The sequence below is a fragment of the Desulfobotulus pelophilus genome, from assembly GCF_026155325.1.
GTDB lineage: Bacteria > Desulfobacterota > Desulfobacteria > Desulfobacterales > ASO4-4 > Desulfobotulus > Desulfobotulus pelophilus.
In genome coordinates this window covers 44232-62601 of sequence record NZ_JAPFPW010000018.1, presented here as the reverse complement: position 1 = coordinate 62601, position 18370 = coordinate 44232, and the positions used below count along the sequence as shown (strand labels likewise).

Sequence of the window (18370 nt, the reverse complement as noted above, 5' to 3'; positions counted from 1 at the left end):
CGAAGGCGTATATTGCCGGAAACGGATAAAAGGAGCCTTCCCTCCGCAGAAGAATCGGAGCGAACAGGCAGTAAGCATTGAATGAAGAAACGAAGCACAAACAGGAACTTTCCCCATAAAATGGGATAAGATGGAACAGGAGCCGTGGACGAGGCCCGTACGCACCGTTTTGTGAGAGGACGTCAGCAGAGTGGGCCTTCTGCGCTATCCTGCTCGATTCTGGCGTATGCCCGTGCGCAGCAGAGTTGTTCTGCGGTTCTTTCTGCCAGAGAGGGCGGGCCGGATTTCAGATGCCCAGATAGGCTTTTTTTACATCTTCATTTTTCAGAAGATTGCCTGCCGTATCCGAAAGGCTGATTTCTCCGTTTTCCATGACATAGCCTCTGTGGGAGCTTTTTAAGGCCAGATTGGCATTTTGTTCAATGAGAAATATGGTTGTGCCATCCTTGTTGATTTTTTCTATTATTTCAAATATTTGCTTGATAATTAGTGGGGCGAGTCCAAGGGATGGCTCATCGAGAAGCAGGAGTTTGGGACGTCCCATCAGGGCTCTGGATATGGCCAGCATCTGCTGTTCACCGCCGGAAAGGGTGCCTCCTGCCTGCTTGCGGCGTTGGGCAAGGATGGGGAACAGGGAAAGGATATAGTCCAGATCCTGCCGTATGCCGGTTTTGTCCCTGCGGAGAAAGGCCCCCATTTCAAGGTTTTCCAGTACCGTCAGCTGGGGGAAAATATGGCGGCCTTCGGGTACATGGCACAATCCCATGGCAACAATTTTTTCAGGTGGACAGTGGTGAATATCCTGATCCATAAAACGGATACGTCCGTTTCTGGGCGGAGTGATGCCGGAAATGGACTTGAGGGTAGTGGTTTTACCCGCGCCATTGGCTCCGATGAGAGCCACAATTTCCCCCTCGGAAATTTCAATGGAGATATTTTTTAAGGCCCGTATATTGCCGTAGTATGTATCGATGCCTTCAATCGTCAGCATGGGTTTCCTCTCCGAGATAGGCTTTGATGACAAGGGGGTTCTGTTTGATCTCCATGGGAGAGCCTTCGGCGATTTTGGAACCATAGTCCATGACAAAAATACGCTCAGAGATATTCATGACCAGTTTCATGTCATGCTCAATGAGGAGAATGCTGATTCTGTCCTCTTCCCGTATTCTCCGGATTAACTGGTCAAGCTCCAGAGTTTCCATGGCGTTCATCCCCGCAGCCGGTTCATCCAGAAGCAGCAGAAAAGGGTCCGTTGCCATGGCCCGTGCAATTTCCAGGCGTCTCTGTGCTCCGTAGGAAAGGTTTTTGGCCAGCTCGTTCACCTGGGGGGCGAGGTTCACCTTCCGCAAAAGTTCATAGCAGTGCTCTGCGGTTTCCCTTTCCTCTTTTTTGACGGAAGGAGGACGGAAGATGGCACCCAGTATACCCGAGCGGGTCCGGACATGACGTCCTATCAGCACATTTTCCAAAACGGTCATGTTGGGGAAAAGCCGGATATTTTGAAAGGTTCTGGCCAGTCCTTTTTCCGTTACCCGGTTGGCTTTCATGCCATTGATGCGCAGGCTGTTTTTTCCCGGTGGGGTGATGGTGATGTCGCCACCCGTGGGCTTGTAAATGCCCGTGATGCAGTTAAAAAAGGTGGTTTTACCCGCACCATTGGGGCCTATCAGGGCCACAATTTCACCCTCTCTGATATCCAGTTTCACCCGGTTCAGGGCCCTGAGGCCACCAAAATCCATGGTGAGGTTGTGTACTTGTAAAATGGGTTCCATGGGCTCAGGCTGCCTTTTTGTCTCGTTGGAATTGATATGCTTTGCGTTTACCCTGTATCAGGCCCTGGGGCCGGAAGACCATCATCACAATCATGGCGGCACCAAAGATCAGCATGCGGTAGTGTCCTACCTCCCGGAGGTATTCAGGCAGAAGGATCATGATGAGTCCACCCAGAATGACCCCCAGGATAGAGCCCATTCCGCCCAGAACAACAATGGAAAGAATGATGACAGATTCCATAAAGGTAAAGCTTTTCGGGTTGATATAGGTGTTGTATCCAGCGAAAATAACGCCAGCCATACCTGCCCACATGGCACCCAGAGCAAAGGCGGAGAGTTTGACTCGGGCTTTGTCAATGCCCATGGCCTGGCAGGCAATCTCGTCTTCACGAAGGGCTACCCAGGCCCTTCCCAGACGGGAGTTCTGGAGCCGGTTGATCACAAAAACAGTAAAAATAACCGCTGCAATCATGATGTAGTAGATAAAGGTAATGGCTTCGCTGAGGCTGAATGTCATGCCGAAAAATTCCGGCCTGGGTATGTTCCGGATGCCAATGGGGCCACCGGAAAAGGCTCCCCAGTTTTCCAGAACAATGCGGGTGATTTCTCCGAAGCCGAGGGTGACAATGGCAAGATAGTCCCCCCGGAGCCGAAGAACGGGCAGTGCAAGCAGGATGCCGAAAAGGGCGGCAAGGGAAGCTCCGATGGGCAGGCAGATCCAGAATCCCAGCCCGAAGTGCTGATTCAGAAGGGCATAAGAATAAGCCCCCACGGCAAAAAAAGCAACATAGCCAAGGTTTAAAAGTCCTGCCTGCCCCACAACGATATTCAGCCCCAGACCCAATACCACGTAAATGAGGGCCAGGGTCATGATACTGATCTGATAAGGATTCACAAGGTGGGGAAAGAGAAGGGTGATAACCAGAATGCCCATCGTGGCAGGCACAAGGAACCGGCGATTCCCCGCTGCTTTCTGAAGGAAATTTTGCCTCCTGCTGTCTTCTCCCATGGCCTGTCTTCGGAGTCCCATTTCCTTGCGTCGGAGCATTTTTCGCCATAGAAAGGATCCGAAGAAAACGCTAAGGCCCACGTAAATCATGTTGTCCCATCGCCATTCAATGGTTCTGTCCAGAGGCCGGACTCGGACAACCATGATGGGAAACGTGAGAAACATGAACCAGACTGCGGCAGTAAGCGATTTTTTGACTTCATCAAGACCAGACATACCAACCTCATCAGACTTTCTGGGTGTTGTTTTTACCAAGGATGCCAGCGGGGCGGAAGATCAGAATCAGTACCAGCAGGGCAAAGGCAAAGACATCTTCATATTCGGATGAAACATAGCCCGTGGCAAAACTTTCGGTCCATCCGAGTATCAGCCCTCCCAGAACAGCACCGGGAATGGACCCTATACCGCCGAGAACGGCCGCGGTAAAGGCCTTCAGTCCGGCAATGAAGCCGACATAGTAGTTGATCTGTCCGATATGGGAGGCTATCAGCACCCCTCCCACGGCAGCAAGGGAGGATCCGATGATGAAGGTGCTGGAGATGACGCGGTCCACATTCACGCCCACAAGAAGGGCCATTTCTCTGTCCTGGGATGTGGCGCGCATGGCTTTTCCCGTACGGGTGTACCTGATAAGGAGAGTGAGAAAAACCATGGCAACCGCAGCCGTGGCCAGGATAATGAACCGGGAGGTGTTCATGATATGGGACCAGGGAGCCAGCCACTGGAATTCCGGAATAAGGGAGGGGAAGCGGAGAAAATCGGAAGTCTGGGCCAGCATGACATAATTTTGCAGAAAAATGGACATCCCGATGGCACTGATCAGAGGGGAAAGGCGTTGGGCTCCCCGTAAGGGCTTGTAGGCCACTTTTTCAATGGTGAATCCATAGGCGGATGCCCATATAACTGCGGCAAGGCCGGCAAGGAGCAGAACGGCCAGTGGAGGGAATCCGAGAATGGTGAGGGCGGTGGCAGCGATGAGGGCGGTGAAGGCGCCTATCATATAAATTTCACCATGGGCAAAATTGATAAGCCCTATGATACCGTACACCATCGTGTAGCCGAGGGCGATGAGGGCGTAGATGCTGCCTCGGGTGAGGCCGCTGAGGAAATATTCAAGAAACTGTTCCATGGTGCAGATTTCCCATGTTGGTTTATGAGCGTCAAAGAAGATTCCGGACAGGAAATCTCCGGCGGATGAATCTTTTTCAGAAGGTCCGATGGGTGACGGAGCCTGGAAAGGGAAAAAAAGTTTTTCCCTTTCCGGGCCCAGCCCTGACCGTTCTGTTCTGGTCCAACCTTTTGCCAACGTGCTGCCAATATATTATTTTCATACCGGGAGCAAGCCCCCGGTATGAATTTCTTACCTGCAAAAGGTATTTGTTCCGCAGGTTTTATTTATTCTTTCAGCTCAACATAGACACCGTCCTGCACCTGATACATGGAAAAGCCAACGCCAATGGCATCCCCTTTCTCATCAAAGCTGATGTTGCCGAGGGGTGTGTCTATGTACTCGCTGCGCAGGGCATTCATGATGGATGCAGCGTCCGTGGCCCCGGCTTTTTCAATGGCATTCATCAGTGCCATGCTGGCTGCATAGGCATTTAAAAAGAATGCTCCGGGATCATCGCCATAGGTCTGCCGGTGCTCTTCACGGGCAGCAACGGCCAGCGGGTTCTCGGATACGTCAACGGGTCCTGTGGCATACACGCCTTCTGCGTACTCGCCGGCAACACGGATAAAGGTGTCATCTTTGACGCCGTCTGCGGAAATAAAGAGGGTTTTCATGTCGCTGTTGCGCATCTGCATCACGAGTTTGGATGCTTCAGGGTGGTAGCCTCCGTAAATGACGGCATCGGCCTGGGATCTGCGGATATTTTGAACAACGGAGGTGTAGTCCATGGCACCCGTGGTAATTCCCTCATACAGAACGACTTCTGCCTGACCGGATTCCTGGATGAATTTACGTGCAAATTCCGCAAGTCCCCGGCCGTAGTCGCCACGGTCATGGAGGATGGCAATTCTTTCAAGGCCGAGGGTGTCCAGGGCAAAGTCCACCTGCAGTCTTGCCTGAGCATCATCCGGAGCAATGGTGCGGAAGAAGACAGGGTAGTCTCCGCTTTGGGTGATTTCCGGGCTGGTGGCCGATGGGGAGATGCAGACCGTGTTGGTACTGTTGTAAATGCCAAGAGCTGAAATGGTGGCTCCTGAGCAGATGTGGCCGATAACGGCAACAACACCTTCGGTGGCAAGTTTCGTAGCTGTGTTGGTGGCCACCTCAGGGCGGCAGACATCATCTTCTGCCAGCAGGACAACCTGTCTTCCCAGAAGCCCGCCACCGGCATTGATATTTTTGATAACCAGTTCAGCCGCCCGCCTGCTGGGAATGCCGTAGGAGGCGAGATCACCGGAGAGGGCACCGCCATACCCGATTTTGATGACTTCATCTTCGGTCTTTTTACCGCAGGAAACAAAGAAGGTCGTGGCAAGAAGAACCAGGACCATGCTACATGACAGCCTGACAAAGGATTTCATGGAGATTTTCCTCCTCATGGGGTTGGGTGAACCATACCTGAAAACGGATAAAAGATAAAAATAGTTAAGTGGAGATGGGGCGTCAAGGAGAAAGCGTTTTTCTTCCGGCACAACGTTGGAAATTGTCTTTACGCAGCCCGGTGAACCCGTTATGCTGCAGTAGCTTACATAATAAGGAGGCATGCATGGCCGCGACCGTGGGGCTGATCGTGAAGGAGGATGAACAGGCTCAGAAAACAGCCGATGCTTTCAGTGTCTGGCTGGCAAACCGGGGACTGAAGGTGGTACGGCACTCCGCTTCCGGAGAGGAGGTTCTTTCCTATTGCGGCGCACCATCAGAGGTGGAGGTAGTTTTTGCGCTGGGAGGTGATGGAACCTTTCTTTCTGCTGCCCGATGGATCGGTAACCGGGGTGTACCGCTTCTTGGCGTCAAATTCGGTGAGGTGGGGTTTCTGGCGGAAGTGGTGGAAGACCGTCTTTACGAAATTGCGGATGCCGTTCTGGAGGGGTACTACACGGCTGAAGAGAGAATGTGTCTCCGGGTGAGTCTTCACAGGGGGGGGCAGGTGCTGCTGGAGGAAAGGGTTCTGAATGATGTGGTGATTTCCAAGGGTGCTTTGGCCCGTCTGGCCAGAGTTCGCACGGAAATAGACGGCCGCTACCTTACTACCTACACGGGGGATGGTCTTATCATTGCAACGCCTACTGGCTCCACCGCCTATTCCATGGCAGCAGGCGGGCCGGTGGTCCATCCCTTTCTGAAGGCCATTCTCCTGACTCCGATCTGTCCTTTTACGCTGACCAACCGGCCGCTGATTCTCCCCGATGGCGTGCGGGTGACCGTTCGGCTGGATCCCCGGTCTTCAGAGGATATCATGCTGACATGTGATGGTCAGTCCGGCCATGCCCTGCAGCATGGAGACAGTCTTTCCGTTGTCCGTGCGGAAATACCGGTACGGATGATCACCCTGCCGGATCAGCGTTATTTTGATGTTCTGAAGGCTAAATTGCGCTGGAGCGGAGAAAGAATTTAAGGTTTGTTAACAATGTAACCAGCGAGGATATTATGGCACAGGATTTTTCCCGAATAGCAGACATGCTTCCTCTGGCAAACAGTGGTCTGGATTTTGTGGACTACACGGTGGATGCTTCCCAGCGCACCCTTCTTTTCTGGGATATTCTGCGTGAGCACGGTAATGATTTTTTTCAGTATCTTGCCGACGGCCAGCCTCCGGTACTGTTTTTTCCCTATGAAATGGTCATGGACGGTCGCTCCTTCGAGCGGCCTGTGAACTATGCTCTGGTACGGATGAGGGACCGGCGTTGCAAGGGAGAGCGAAAGAAAAGCCCGAAAGTCAGTTTTGGACATGACCGAAGGCCGGTGGTCGTGATTGATCCCCGCTCCGGTAATGCTCCGGGCCTTGGAGGTTCGAAACGGGCGTCTGAGGTTGGCATTGCTCTGGATAAGGGGCATCCTGTCTATTTTATTCTGTTTTTTCCCGAGCCAGTTCCGGGACAGACCCTGGAAGATGTGAAAAATGCGGAAATACGGTTTATTGAAGAAGTGACCAGACTGCATCCGGAGAGCGGCAAGCCCAGTATCATTGGTAACAGTCAGGCGGGCTGGGCGGTGGCGCTGATGAGTGCGGATCGTCCCAATCTGGCGGGTCCCCTGGTGTTGAACGGATCTCCCATTTCCTATTGGGCCGGAGTACGGGGCCGCCATGTGGTGCGTTATAAAGCAGGGCTGGTCGGCGGTGTCTGGAGCGTGGAGCTTTTCAGCGATCTGGGGGGCGGATTTTTTGATGGTGCGAACCTTGCTTCGGGTCACGAGGCCCTGGATCCGGCGGAAGCCTATCTCCGAAGTCCTTACAGGCTGTATGGTCACGTGGATACGGAGGGTGAGCGGTTTCGTGATTTTTCAAGATGGTGGAGCAGCTATTATCTCATGACTTCGGAAGAAATCCGTTTCATGATTCAGCATCTTTTCATTGAGAATCAGCTGGAGCTGGGCGAAGTAAGTTTTCAGGAGGGTAAACGGATTGACCTCCGGGAGCTGGAAGATCCCATCGTTTTGTTTTCTTCTGACGGCGATAACGTTACCCCTCCCCAGCAGGCATTGAACTGGATTCTGAAGGTCTGGGGCAGTCTGGAGGAGGTCAAGCATCAGCAGCAGGTGATTATTTATATGGTGCATGAAAATGTGGGCCATATCGGGCTGTTTGTATCGGACCGGGTTGCGGAAAAGGAACATTCCGAGATTATTGGTAGTATTGATATGGTGGATTATCTTGCCCCCGGCCTTTATGAGATGATCATTGAGAAGGGTGATCCGCGGTATTCGGATAAAGCTTACAAGGTGCGTTTTGAATCGAGAACCTTTCAGGATATTGAGTCTTTGGATGATGGCGTGGAAGATGAGCTGGATTTTTATCCTGTGGCGGAAATTTCAAAGGTAAACGATCTCTGCTACCGCAGTTTTGTTCAGCCATGGATCCGTCAGATGGTAACGCCTCAGTCGGCGGCTTTCATACGGATGCATCATCCCCAGCGTTTTCTGCGTATGGTGCTTGCTGACATCAACCCCATGATGCTGCCTGTGAAACTGGCGGCCCGTTCCGTCCGCCAGTATCGTTCCCCTGCACCCGGAACCAATCTTTTTCGTGAAATGGAAGAGAGCTTCGTGAATAGCATGGCGACCTGTATGGATATGGTCACCCGGCTGAAGGAAACGGCGGAAGAGCAATTTTTTATGCTGATTTACAGCAATCCTTTTGTGCGCATGGTGTCCGCTTCCCAAGTGGCTCTGGCAGATGCAGGGCCGGATAAAAGGCCCCATGAAGCAGCATGGCGCAGTGCTGAGGATGGGTTCTTTCGGGAAAAAATTACCAGAGGTGGTTTTTCCGAGGCGCTGGTGAGAGTTCTTGTGGCCGTTGCCGGAGCGGATGGAGTTGTGCATCAGGAGGAAATAACCGTATTGCTGGAGTTGATCCGTAACCACCCCAAAACCGCCAATTTACCCGATTCCCGTATCCGGGAGCTTGTAAGAGAGCAGTCCCGTATTCTGGAAATGGATCCGGCAGCTGCCATGGAAGCCTTGCCCATACTACTGGAAGACCCTTCTGATCGTTTCAGTGTGGTTGAAATGGCCCAGTGTCTGGCCCTTTCGGATCTGGTTGTGGATCCTGCCGAAGAGAAATTGTTGAATCGTATTATGGAAATTCTTGAGGTGTAGGCCCGGTTCCCATCGTTGCATCCAGGGTTTTTCTCAGATGGGAGCCGAAGATGTCCAGGATAGCGGGGTGTCTGCCAAGGCTGCGGCAATCAATGGCTGGTGTGATGCCCGCTGCAAGAAAGGCCGTTTTCCAGGAATCTTCCGGGCCTGCAAGGTCTTTTTCAACGTGGATGCCCGTGATAAGGGTAAAGGGAAAAATATGCGCTTTTGTGAACCCTGCCTTGCCAATGCGGCGGGCGATTGCTTCTTTGCCGGGTTCCCCTTCTATCATTCCGAAAAAAGCCCGGTCTCCACAGGTTTCCATAAAGATTCTGCCCATAAGATGGAACAGAGTGCCTCCCGGATGGGAGGAACCGTGCAGGGCCAGTACGGCAGCTGTATCGGAAGCAAGGCTTTCGACGGCAGGCTTCAGTGCGCAGGCGGCGGCTCTGCAGTCTTCCACGGAGGCAAGGAGGGGCAGGCTCAGCTGGGTAGCAAGGGGCGCATTTCTGCAGAGGGGAATCAGTTTATGAAATTCTGCGGCGCAGACCACATGAAGGGATTGGATCACGGCTCCTGAATGCCCCTGGTCAGCCAGTTCCTGCAATACTTTTTCCGGGGGGGGAGGGGTGCCCTGATGTCGGTTTTTCTGGACACTTCTGGCGGAAAAAGCCCAGTGAAATTCACAGGAGGGGAAGGTTTTCCGGAAATAATTTTCAATAAAATCTGTTGTTTCTTTTGTTTTGTTGCGGGTGCCAAAGGCTGTGAGGATAACGGGAGTCCGTGACATTCGGTTTCCTTTGGTTCAGGTGGTGGTTTCCGGAGGAAGACGCCTGCCAAGTCGCATGCCGATGGTGACATACAGGATACATCCGATAAAAGGGATGAGAGCGATTATACCCCATAACGCTTTTTTTCCCTTTGACCCGAAATCCCTTCGCAGTACATCAAAAAAAGCCAGATTGGTCAGTATGAGAAAAAGAAATCCTAAGCCAACCCACACAAGAACCGTTTCCATCGATATATAATCCTTTCCGACAAATCGTTATCATATAAATAGTTGCACAGCCATCAATAATCCCATCGGTCCACAGTCATGGCTTTGGTAGAGCCGTGTGGCATGATCCCTCCAGAACAGCAGATTTTTTACTTCATCGGTAATACGTCTTTTGTATCCCTAAGTTTTTCTGATACCGTCAGAATCGCCTGCGCGTAAGGGCGGCTCCGGTTATAGGTCAGAAGAATTCTTTCCTGCTCATTTGTAGTCATTTCCCTTTGCCATCCGTGCTCCTTAAGGTAGCGGGCCGCACTGAAAATAGCATCTTCATGGGTGCTCAGGCGGATTATGCCATCCCCGTCACCGTCTGCGGCATAGGGTTCGATGTTGGAGGGCATGAACTGGCAGATGCCTACCGCTCCGGCATAGGAACCCTTGATTTCAGCAGCGTGAACTCCCTTGGTTTCGGCGTAACGCAGGAGCGGTGCCAGCTCTTTTTGTGCCCATGCGGCTCTGTTCTCAGCCCTTTTCCGGAAAGACTCCCTGTCGCTGTAGCGGGTATTGTCTTTTACTTTTTCCCAGAGCTGCTCCTGCACATCCGGGGATGCCATGGCGGCAATGCTGGCAAGGCTGGCTGCGGCAGAGTATCTTCCCATAAAGGTTCCCAGACGGGTTTCAACCAGAAGCAGGGCCGTAAGGATGTCAGGAGGTACACCATAAATCTGTTCAGCACGGTTGAGGATTTCCCCGTGGGTTTCCATGTAGTTTCTGGCCTGCTGAACGGGTTGTGGCCGGGAAAACTGATCGTAGTCCAGCCTGCTTTCCTGAATAATGAAAAAAAGGGCCGGTATGTCGACATGGAAGCGCATATCCGGGTGTGCAAAAACATTTTGCAAAAGGCCTGCGTCCACGCCATCGGTCAGAAGCTGGTGCAGAACGGGGACAAATTCCGGATCCTGCGGGGCGGATCTTTCCGAGGCTCCGGCGGAAAAAAAGAAGAACAAGGAGAAGACGATACCTGTTACAGCGAAAAAATTTCGGATTATGCCCTGTGATTTCTGTCTGCGAGGAAAAAGGGGGGGCGTGCTGTTCATGGCTGGCCTCCTTCTGTCAGGATCATGGAATGGGGTTTGCGTCCGTAAAATTTTGTGATGGCCTTATAGCCGGCTTGCCGGATATAGCCAAGAAGTGCCTGGTTGTGGCGTCCAACGGAAAAAGGATTGTGGGCATCGGAGGAAAGGGTAACGGGAATACCTTTTTCATGGCAGGCCGCCAGAAGGGAAGGGGACGGGTAGGGATGGCCCTTGGGCTGATCCATGCCGGATCCATTGACTTCCACAACCGTTTGTTTGCGGGCAACAAGGCTGAGAAGGTTGTTCATGCGGCTATCGATTTCCTGTCTCTGCTCGTGCGAAAGGAGGGGGGCAAATTTATCCATGAGGTCAAGGTGGCAGAGCATATCACATAAATCGGCATCCACCAAGGCTTCCATGGTGTCGATGTAGGCATGGTAAAGGGGCAGGGGGGGCAGGGCTGCCCAGGTTTTTATCCCGCTGCGGCTGGCAATATTATGGCCGTTCACAAAGTGAACAGACCCCCCCACAATATCCAGATCAAAGCTGTTGCATACGGTCCGCAGGGTTGGCAGACAATCCGGGTGAAAATCTATCTCCAGTCCGGCAAGGACACGGATGCGGCCTTCCCATGCATGGGTCAGTTCCCGGATCGTATTGAGATAAAAAGGGATGTCTTTAAGGGTCATGCTGTGATCCGTGGGCAGGGGAGGAAGGGTCAGGTGATCCAGAAAGGCTACCTCTTGCAGGCCTTTTGCCACGGCTGCCCGTACCATGGCGGCGGGAGTCCCTGTGGCATGCTTGCACAGGGGAGTATGAACATGATAGTCAAGCATGGTTTTTTCCTCTGAAGCAGGACCTGTTTCTGTTATCTTCGGGTTGGGGAGGGGCTGTCTTTTGCGATCTGTATGGTGTTTCTGAAGAGACAGGGTTGTTTGACTGCCTGCGGATGATGCCCCAAAGAACACTAGCCTGATTGATGCTGGGGGTCAAATGATGAAGAAAAATCAGAAGAGTATTTTCGTATGTCAGGCCTGTGGTCACAGGGCTCCGCGCTGGATGGGCCGATGCCCGGAGTGTGATGGCTGGGACAGTTTTCTTGAAGAACGGGAAGTTCCCTCAAGGGGGCAGAAAGCTTTGGACCTGCAGGTGTTTCCCATGGACAGCATACCTCTGGATGCGGAAAAACGCATCCGGACGGGTATTGCGGAGCTGGACCGTGTGCTGGGAGGTGGTTTGGTTGCCGGTAGTCTGGTACTCATTGGAGGGGATCCGGGCATAGGTAAATCCACCCTTATGCTGCAGACCCTTGCAGGGCTTGCTGGTATGGGCAAGGAAGTTCTCTATGTTTCCGGTGAGGAGTCTGTCCGCCAGATCCGGTTGCGTTCCGAACGTCTGGACGCTGTCAGGCCGGGTATTCTTGTGGCAGCGGAAACGGAGGTGGAAAGGGTTCTGCAGCTGGCTGAATCGAGAAAGCCCGATGTTCTGGTGATTGATTCCATACAGACCATGTTCAGCCCAGAGCTGTCTTCTGCGCCGGGAAGTGTTTCCCAGGTCAGGGAAGCTACCCTCAGGCTTATGGTCTTTGCCAAACGCATTGGCATTCCAACTCTGCTGGTGGGGCACGTCACTAAAGATGGTGCCATTGCGGGACCCCGTCTGCTGGAGCATATGGTGGATACCGTTCTGTATTTTGAAGGGGATCGGAATCATGTTTTCCGTATCCTGAGGGCCGTTAAAAACAGGTTTGGTTCCACCAATGAAATCGGAGTGTTTGAGATGCAGGAAGCGGGATTGCGGGAGGTGGGCAATCCTTCGGCTGTTTTTCTTGCAGAAAGACCCCAGGCTGCCGCAGGCTCCGTGGTCACAACCAGTATGGAAGGAACCCGTCCTATTCTGGTTGAGCTGCAGGCTCTGGTAACGGGAACAGGGGCGGGTTCTCCTCGACGGACCATTGCAGGTCTTGACAGCAACCGGGTTGCCCTTCTGGCGGCAGTACTGGAAAAAAAAGTGGGGCTGAATCTTGCCGGCCATGATATTTTCATGAATGTGGCTGGCGGGGTAAGGGTGGATGAGCCGGCCGTCGATATGGGTGTTGTAGCGGCACTGGCTTCCAGCTTTCTGGACCGGGCCGTGGATGGCAAGACGGTGGTTCTGGGTGAGGTGGGACTCACGGGCGAGGTCAGAGCCGTGAGTCATCTGGAGACCCGGATGGGAGAAGCACTGAAAATGGGATTCACCCGTTGCCTGGTACCTTTTTCTTCGGCGAAACGGATTCAGGCTCCCGATGGATTGACTCTGGAAGGTGTAAAAACGGTGGAGGATGCCATGGAAAGGTTGTTCTGAAACTGTCATTGAAAAAAACTTCATCTCGCTTCTGTAAGGTGGTATGTGTAGGGCAATGGGTAAATTTTTCAGGGTATTGTGAGGTGTGAGCCCATGGATAAAAGGCACGAAGGGAACATGAAAACGGGGGGTTGCCCCGCTGGCTTTCCTATTGTCTGGAATGGAGTCCCATGGCGGTGAAAAAAGCAAAAGGAGGAATGCCTGCAAAAAATCCGGCAAACTCCTGGGAAGATCATTATACACGGCTGGCCCGCAAGGAAAATTACGCGGCAAGGTCGGTGTATAAGCTGAAAGAGATACAGGCAAAATACGGTATTCTGGCAAAAGGACAGCGAATTATGGATCTGGGATGTGCTCCGGGATCCTGGCTGCAGTATGCCGCTGAAGAAGCGGGCGAAAATGGAGCTGTACTGGGCGTGGACCTGACGCCGGTAAATTTGGGGCTGCCACCTCAGGCTCAGGCCGTGGTGGGCGATATTTATGACCTTTCGCCCCAAATTCGTGAATGGGCAGGGGGAGGAGTTCATGGGGTGCTGAGTGATATGGCTCCAGCCACCACAGGAATGGGAGATGTGGATGCCCTGCGCTCGGCGGCGCTTGCGGAAGCAGCCCTTCTTCTTGCCTCAGAGGTGCTGAAGCCGGGTGGATATTTTGTTTGTAAGATTTTTCAGGGACGGGGATTTGATTCCTTTTTGGCGGATGTGAAAAGGCTTTTTGAAAAACAGCGTATTTTTAAGCCCAAAAGTTGCCGGAAGCAGAGCCGGGAAATTTATGTGCTGGGTATGGGTTTTTCCAAAAGACTCTGATGGGAATGACAACATTACAATGCAGCTGGCATGTGCAGCTGCAGTGGAGGAGTGAATGGCAGGGCACAGTAAGTGGGCGAACATACGTCATAAAAAGGGTAAGGAAGATATCCGTAGAGGGAAAATTTTTACCAAGCTGGCCAAAGAAATCATGGTGGCTGCGCGTATAGGGGGAGGGGACCCTGCCAGCAACCCGAGGCTGCGTACGGCAACCATTGCGGCTCGTGGGGAAAATATGCCCAAAGATAATATTGAAAGGGCTATTAAAAAAGGTATAGGTGATCTGGACGGTGCCAACTACGAAGAGATCACCTATGAAGGCTATGGTCCCAGCGGCGCAGCGGTGATTGTGGAGGTGATGACGGATAACAAGAACCGTACCGTAGGCGAAGTGCGTCATGCCTTCAGTAAATGCGGTGGTAACCTGGGTGCCAATGGTTGCGTGGCCTGGATGTTTGATAAAAAAGGACTGATGGTGGTGGACAAAGGGGCCGTTGAGGAAGAATCTCTTATGGAAGCAGCCCTTGATGCTGGAGCAGAAGATATACGGGAAGAAGAAGACTGTTTTGAGATTATTACAGGACCCCAGGATTTTGAAACGGTTCGGGATGCATTGGAGGCAACTGGATTTGCTTTTTCCATGGCGGAAGTCTGTATGATTCCCCAGACCATGACCCGTCTGGAGGGCAAGGATGCTCAGCAGATGGTGAAGCTCATGGAAATGCTTGAGGATAATGATGATGTGCAGAAGGTTCACACCAATGCGGATATCCCGGAGGATTTTGAATAGGTGACACGGTTGCTCCACAGAGAATATCCGGTTGTGAGCGGGTCTTGATTCTGGTTGGAAAATTTTGTATTTTTTACCATTTCATGGCTTTTTATGCTCGGGAAAGGGAAAAGCATCATGAAGCAGAAACCATGGCGGGCTCTCGGTGGCATTCTGGTAATCAGTCTACTTGTGAGTGGCTGTTTTTCCGGTACCAAAACAATGGGAGCACCTCCGGTGGTGAATGTGCTGTATCATGGCAGTAACTGCGGTTTTTACAGTGATGAGCCCTTTGGAGTATGGATCGGCAGCCCGGAAGATATGGGCGCTTTGCATGAAAGTCATGGGCAGATTTGCGCAGATGCGGCTTTTCGTCTGGATAATGTGGACTTTACCGAAAAGGGTGTGCTCCTTCTCGGGCTGGGCCGGAAAAATACGGGCGGGTATGGTATCCGTCTGACATCTACGGAGTTTGAAACGGTTGGTGATACGGCTATTCTAAGGATTCGTCTTCTGAGGCCTTCTCCCGGAAGCCCTGTCACACAGGTGTTTACATGGCCTTGTATCCTGATTGAAATTCCAAGGACAGGGCATCGTCATGTACAGGCCATGGATGATGCGGGGCACTTTATGATGAAAACCCGTATGGACTATTAGCTTTGTCAGGGTAGGAAGGGAAAGGCACGGTCCCTGTCCCTAAAAAAAGGCCCCTTACGCGGAAATTCCGTCAGAGGGGCCTTGTGTGTATCTTGTCCTTTATGGTTATCCTTTGAGGGCCATCATACGCTTTACGGCCTTGAGGGCAGGCAGGCGTATATCTTCCGAAACCTGCACTCTGCCGGATTCTTTCTCCAGGGTGGAGGCAAGGATTGCAAGGCTTATTTTTTTCATGTCCGGACAGAACATGTTTGTGCTGGCGGGATAAAAGGCCTTTTCCGGACAGGCCTGCTGAAGAGGATGGAGGAGACCCGTTTCCGTTCCGATGATGAATTCTCTGTGATCGGATTCTCTGGCCATACGGATCATGCCGGAAGTACTGCTGATGGCATCCGCCATGAGCAGTACTTCCGGAGGACACTCGGGGTGAGCAATGAAAAGGGCTTCCGGATGCTGTTTGCGGGCTTCCATGACGTCCTGACGGGTGAGGGTGTTGTGGAAGGGACAGAAACCTTCCCAGAGGTGAATGGTTTTCGATGTATGACTGGCTGCGTAGAGGGCGAGATTGCGGTCTGGAGTCATAAGAATTTCTTTGCTGTCAAGGCTTTCCACAACCTGAAGTACATTGGCGGAGGTGCAGCAGATGTCGGAAAGGGCTTTGACAGCGGCTGTGGAATTGACATAGGTCACCACCGGAATGCCGGGGAGCTGGGCTTTCCGTTGTCTCAGAGTTTCCGGCGTTACCATATCCGCCATGGGGCAGCCGGCATCTTCCACCGGGAGGAGAACGGTTTTTTCCGGGGAGAGAATGGCTGCCGTTTCTGCCATGAAGCGGACACCACAAAAGACAATGATATCCGCGTCTGTTTCAGCTGCCTTCAGGCTCAGTTCCAGAGAATCTCCACAAAGATCGGCAACATCCTGAATGTCTGACGGCACATAGTTATGGGCCAGAATAATGGCATTTTTCTTTCTGGCAAGCTGACGAATGATATCTTTCATGTGAGCAATCCTGTTGTTTTCTTATGGAAGTGAATTTTATACGAAAAGTTTCCTTTTTTTGTCCTGTTATTTCCTGTAAAAGGAAACGCTTTCCAAGGTTTCTTTGGGATTGTTTTAAAAGAAGCTCCGGGTGGGTTCATGGTTCTCCCAGTTCAAACTGGCGGTTTCCTTCCGGAATGACAAAATGAAACATGGCTTCTTTACATCCGGTATGGTGCTCTTCACCAAAAAAGCGGATGCGTGTGACATCTCCATAGGCATTGACGGTTTCTATGCCCGTAATGAGACCTGTGGATTCTTCTGCTTCAATGAAAAGTTCCGTAAGGCCCGGTTCCGGATTGTTGGGCAGAAAGCGGATCCGGACAGGGCGGATGCCCGGTTCAGAAATGCGGGTGTAGGTAAAATCCTCACGCAGAGAGGACATGTCAGAAAGAAAGCGGCCTCCCTTGCCCTTGCCGAAGTAAGGTTCTGCCGCACCTGTGAGCACTTCTTTTTCAAGGGGGGAATGGATCCACAGGGTGGTGCCGTCCGTGAGAATCAGTCTGGGTTCCGGAGTCTCATATTCCCAGCGCATACGTCCTGGATGGGCAAAGATAACCCTCCCTTCGGCTTTTTCCGAAATGTTCATGGCGCTGAGAACGGATATCTGGTGAAAGCGTGCTGAAAAACACAGCCCCTGATACCGGGCTTCCATGGCCTGAACTGTTTTTTCCCCGGCAAGGGCCGGGCCGGTGAAAGTGAAGAGTAAAAGAAGAACAAGCACAGAGCGAAGCATGTTGTTTTCCGTATCTGGAGGTTGCAGGTTATGAGCACGTCGGAGAGTCTTTCTCCGTTGGAGCCCTACGGTAACGAAAACCGTCTCTTTTGTAAACGGCATGCAGCGGAACAGCGGAATGTCTTTTGGGTGTAAAATGGGGGCAGCTCTTTGCTGCATCAGACCGCTGCGAAGCGGAGGCAGTCGGCATGGGGGAGGGCTTCCTTTCTCCGGAATGGGAGTCGGCCGGTGTTTGCTGTCTTTTATTTATTTTTCTATCAGCTTGGTTGGAAAGGAAAAAGCGCATGGCGCAAAAAGATATTCAGTTTACAATGCTTGCAAAGGACAAAAGCGGTGCCCGGAGGGGAGAGTTCACCACCCACCACGGGTCGGTGCAGACACCGGCGTTCATGCCCGTGGGAACGGCAGGCTATGTTCATTCAACGCCTGCAAAAGATGTGGAGGAAAGCGGGTCTCAGGTTCTTCTGGCCAATACCTATCACCTCTCTCTGGGTGATCGTCTTGCATCCGTGAAATATGTGGGAGGACTTCACCGCTTCATGGGGTGGAATCAGACCATTCTTACGGACTCGGGTGGTTTTCAGGTGTTCTCTCTGCCGGATCGCGTGATCAGTGATGAGGGTGTGACCTTCTCCTATGAAGAAGAAGGAGAAAGGGTTCAGCTGACACCGGAAAGGTCCATGGAAATTCAGCGGGATCTGGGTGCGGATATTGTGATGGCTTTTGATGAATGCGTTTCCCATACGGCAGACCGGAAATATGTGGAAGAATCCCTGGCACTGACAACGGCGTGGGCAAGAAGATGCCGGGCATCCGCACTGCAGGAGCATCAGTTCCTTTTCGGTATCGTGCAGGGAGGCATTTATGATGACCTGAGACGGAAAAGTGCAAAGGAGATTACCTCCATTCCCTTTGACGGATTTGCCATCGGCGGCGTGAGTGTGGGAGAGGGTTTTGATCTTATGCGCCGTGTTGTGAGTGTGACAGCACCCTGTCTGCCCGAAGATCTGCCGCGTTACCTTATGGGAGTGGGACTCCCTGAGGATATTCTGGAGGCCGTTCATCAGGGTATGGATATGTTTGACTGTGTCATTCCCACCCGCTATGCCCGCCAGGGGACCCTTTTCACCCGTATGGGGAAATTACGTATTAAAAACAAAAATTTCCGTAAAGACCGGTATCCTCTGGATACGCATTGTTCCTGTTATACCTGCCGTACGTTTTCCCGTATGGTTCTCCGGTATCTTTTCTTTTCCGGCGACCCTCTGGCAGAAACCCTTGCGACCATTCATAATCTTACTTTTTATCAGGATCTTATGACAGATATTCGCGTGGCCATAGAGGAGAATCGTTTCGAATCCTTTAAGCGGGAATGGCTGGAGAGATATCGGAAAAATCGCTGACAATGAATCCGGTGG

The 18370-nt window shown here is 52.1% G+C and carries 18 protein-coding genes; 7 read left to right on the top strand and 11 right to left on the bottom strand.

The genetic code is table 11. The annotated features are described in order from the left end of the window. Window positions 1-286: 286 nt before the first annotated feature. The 5 genes from OOT00_RS13250 to OOT00_RS13230 form a co-directional block, all read right to left on the bottom strand. On the bottom strand, window positions 287-991 hold the full coding sequence (locus OOT00_RS13250) for an ABC transporter ATP-binding protein (RefSeq protein ID WP_265425864.1): 705 nt from the start codon (window positions 989-991) through the stop codon (window positions 287-289). Beyond that, window positions 978-1772: an ABC transporter ATP-binding protein gene (locus tag OOT00_RS13245; protein WP_265425863.1), complete on the bottom strand. Its 795-nt coding sequence runs from the start codon at window positions 1770-1772 to the stop codon at window positions 978-980. Before OOT00_RS13245 ends, OOT00_RS13250 begins: the two co-directional genes overlap by 14 nt. A 4-nt stretch (window positions 1773-1776) precedes the next feature. Beyond that, entirely contained in the window at window positions 1777-2997 is a 1221-nt protein-coding gene (locus tag OOT00_RS13240) for an ABC transporter permease subunit (protein WP_265425862.1), read from the bottom strand. 10 nt (window positions 2998-3007) lie between these two features. After that, window positions 3008-3910, bottom strand: a complete 903-nt coding sequence (locus tag OOT00_RS13235) for a branched-chain amino acid ABC transporter permease (protein WP_265425861.1) — start codon at window positions 3908-3910, stop codon at window positions 3008-3010. A 266-nt stretch (window positions 3911-4176) separates the two neighbouring features. Beyond that, window positions 4177-5313 (bottom strand): branched-chain amino acid ABC transporter substrate-binding protein, encoded by a 1137-nt coding sequence (locus OOT00_RS13230; RefSeq protein ID WP_265425860.1) that lies wholly within the window; start codon window positions 5311-5313, stop codon window positions 4177-4179. Window positions 5314-5498: 185 nt separating this feature from the next. Here OOT00_RS13230 and OOT00_RS13225 point away from each other — a divergent pair, with 185 nt between their 5' ends. Both OOT00_RS13225 and OOT00_RS13220 read left to right on the top strand, forming a co-directional pair. After that, window positions 5499-6347: an NAD(+)/NADH kinase gene (locus tag OOT00_RS13225; RefSeq protein ID WP_265425859.1), complete on the top strand. Its 849-nt coding sequence runs from the start codon at window positions 5499-5501 to the stop codon at window positions 6345-6347. A 32-nt stretch (window positions 6348-6379) separates the two neighbouring features. Next, window positions 6380-8548 carry a DUF3141 domain-containing protein gene (locus tag OOT00_RS13220; RefSeq protein WP_265425858.1) on the top strand — a complete coding sequence of 723 codons (2169 nt, stop codon included), beginning with the start codon at window positions 6380-6382 and terminating at the stop codon, window positions 8546-8548. Here the strand turns inward: OOT00_RS13220 and OOT00_RS13215 are convergent. The 4 genes from OOT00_RS13215 to OOT00_RS13200 all read right to left on the bottom strand — a co-directional run bounded on the left by OOT00_RS13215 (window position 8526) and on the right by OOT00_RS13200 (window position 11433). Then, a complete protein-coding gene (locus OOT00_RS13215; RefSeq protein ID WP_265425857.1) occupies window positions 8526-9317 on the bottom strand; it encodes a sirohydrochlorin cobaltochelatase in 792 nt (263 codons plus the stop codon). The two genes, OOT00_RS13220 and OOT00_RS13215, sit on opposite strands and share 23 nt — an antisense overlap. Window positions 9318-9332: 15 nt before the next feature. Further along, the gene (locus tag OOT00_RS13210) at window positions 9333-9545 is read right to left on the bottom strand and encodes a PLDc N-terminal domain-containing protein (protein ID WP_265425856.1); all 213 of its coding nucleotides are present in this window, start codon (window positions 9543-9545) and stop codon (window positions 9333-9335) included. Between the two features lie 128 nt (window positions 9546-9673). Further along, complete coding sequence (locus tag OOT00_RS13205) at window positions 9674-10618, bottom strand: lytic murein transglycosylase (protein ID WP_265425855.1); 945 nt, start codon at window positions 10616-10618, stop codon at window positions 9674-9676. Further along, entirely contained in the window at window positions 10615-11433 is an 819-nt protein-coding gene (locus OOT00_RS13200; protein WP_265425854.1) for a histidinol-phosphatase, read from the bottom strand. The genes OOT00_RS13205 and OOT00_RS13200 overlap by 4 nt, the downstream gene beginning before the upstream one ends. Before the next feature lie 157 nt (window positions 11434-11590). Between OOT00_RS13200 and radA the strand changes: the two genes are divergently transcribed. The 4 genes from radA (at window position 11591) to OOT00_RS13180 (ending at window position 15175) form a co-directional block, all read left to right on the top strand. Next, window positions 11591-12943, top strand: coding sequence for a DNA repair protein RadA (gene radA, locus OOT00_RS13195; RefSeq protein ID WP_368407603.1), 1353 nt, complete (start codon window positions 11591-11593; stop codon window positions 12941-12943). 170 nt (window positions 12944-13113) lie between these two features. Continuing rightward, window positions 13114-13749, top strand: coding sequence for an SAM-dependent methyltransferase (locus OOT00_RS13190; RefSeq protein WP_265425853.1), 636 nt, complete (start codon window positions 13114-13116; stop codon window positions 13747-13749). 55 nt (window positions 13750-13804) lie between these two features. Continuing rightward, window positions 13805-14539, top strand: coding sequence for a YebC/PmpR family DNA-binding transcriptional regulator (locus tag OOT00_RS13185; RefSeq protein WP_265425852.1), 735 nt, complete (start codon window positions 13805-13807; stop codon window positions 14537-14539). A gap of 117 nt (window positions 14540-14656) precedes the next feature. Further along, window positions 14657-15175 (top strand): protease complex subunit PrcB family protein, encoded by a 519-nt coding sequence (locus OOT00_RS13180; protein ID WP_265425851.1) that lies wholly within the window; start codon window positions 14657-14659, stop codon window positions 15173-15175. Between the two features lie 105 nt (window positions 15176-15280). Here the strand turns inward: OOT00_RS13180 and nadA are convergent, their stop codons facing one another. After that, window positions 15281-16177, bottom strand: a complete 897-nt coding sequence (gene nadA, locus OOT00_RS13175; protein WP_265425850.1) for a quinolinate synthase NadA — start codon at window positions 16175-16177, stop codon at window positions 15281-15283. Between the two features lie 136 nt (window positions 16178-16313). Then, on the bottom strand, window positions 16314-16952 hold the full coding sequence (locus OOT00_RS13170) for an outer membrane lipoprotein carrier protein LolA (protein ID WP_265425849.1): 639 nt from the start codon (window positions 16950-16952) through the stop codon (window positions 16314-16316). A gap of 284 nt (window positions 16953-17236) precedes the next feature. On the opposite strand from OOT00_RS13170, the gene tgt reads away from it, so the two are divergent. Beyond that, window positions 17237-18355, top strand: a complete 1119-nt coding sequence (gene tgt / locus OOT00_RS13165; protein ID WP_265425848.1) for a tRNA guanosine(34) transglycosylase Tgt — start codon at window positions 17237-17239, stop codon at window positions 18353-18355. Window positions 18356-18370: the final 15 nt, after the last annotated feature.

Coding starts and splice junctions, on each gene's coding strand:
- OOT00_RS13250 (WP_265425864.1), bottom strand. CDS start 991: ATGCTGACGATTGAAGGCATCGATACATACTACGGCAATATACGGGCC.
- OOT00_RS13245 (WP_265425863.1), bottom strand. CDS start 1,772: ATGGAACCCATTTTACAAGTACACAACCTCACCATGGATTTTGGTGGC.
- OOT00_RS13240 (WP_265425862.1), bottom strand. CDS start 2,997: ATGTCTGGTCTTGATGAAGTCAAAAAATCGCTTACTGCCGCAGTCTGG.
- OOT00_RS13235 (WP_265425861.1), bottom strand. CDS start 3,910: ATGGAACAGTTTCTTGAATATTTCCTCAGCGGCCTCACCCGAGGCAGC.
- OOT00_RS13230 (WP_265425860.1), bottom strand. CDS start 5,313: ATGAAATCCTTTGTCAGGCTGTCATGTAGCATGGTCCTGGTTCTTCTT.
- OOT00_RS13225 (WP_265425859.1), top strand. CDS start 5,499: ATGGCCGCGACCGTGGGGCTGATCGTGAAGGAGGATGAACAGGCTCAG.
- OOT00_RS13220 (WP_265425858.1), top strand. CDS start 6,380: ATGGCACAGGATTTTTCCCGAATAGCAGACATGCTTCCTCTGGCAAAC.
- OOT00_RS13215 (WP_265425857.1), bottom strand. CDS start 9,317: ATGTCACGGACTCCCGTTATCCTCACAGCCTTTGGCACCCGCAACAAA.
- OOT00_RS13210 (WP_265425856.1), bottom strand. CDS start 9,545: ATGGAAACGGTTCTTGTGTGGGTTGGCTTAGGATTTCTTTTTCTCATA.
- OOT00_RS13205 (WP_265425855.1), bottom strand. CDS start 10,618: ATGAACAGCACGCCCCCCCTTTTTCCTCGCAGACAGAAATCACAGGGC.
- OOT00_RS13200 (WP_265425854.1), bottom strand. CDS start 11,433: ATGCTTGACTATCATGTTCATACTCCCCTGTGCAAGCATGCCACAGGG.
- radA (WP_368407603.1), top strand. CDS start 11,591: ATGATGAAGAAAAATCAGAAGAGTATTTTCGTATGTCAGGCCTGTGGT.
- OOT00_RS13190 (WP_265425853.1), top strand. CDS start 13,114: ATGGCGGTGAAAAAAGCAAAAGGAGGAATGCCTGCAAAAAATCCGGCA.
- OOT00_RS13185 (WP_265425852.1), top strand. CDS start 13,805: ATGGCAGGGCACAGTAAGTGGGCGAACATACGTCATAAAAAGGGTAAG.
- OOT00_RS13180 (WP_265425851.1), top strand. CDS start 14,657: ATGAAGCAGAAACCATGGCGGGCTCTCGGTGGCATTCTGGTAATCAGT.
- nadA (WP_265425850.1), bottom strand. CDS start 16,177: ATGAAAGATATCATTCGTCAGCTTGCCAGAAAGAAAAATGCCATTATT.
- OOT00_RS13170 (WP_265425849.1), bottom strand. CDS start 16,952: ATGCTTCGCTCTGTGCTTGTTCTTCTTTTACTCTTCACTTTCACCGGC.
- tgt (WP_265425848.1), top strand. CDS start 17,237: ATGGCGCAAAAAGATATTCAGTTTACAATGCTTGCAAAGGACAAAAGC.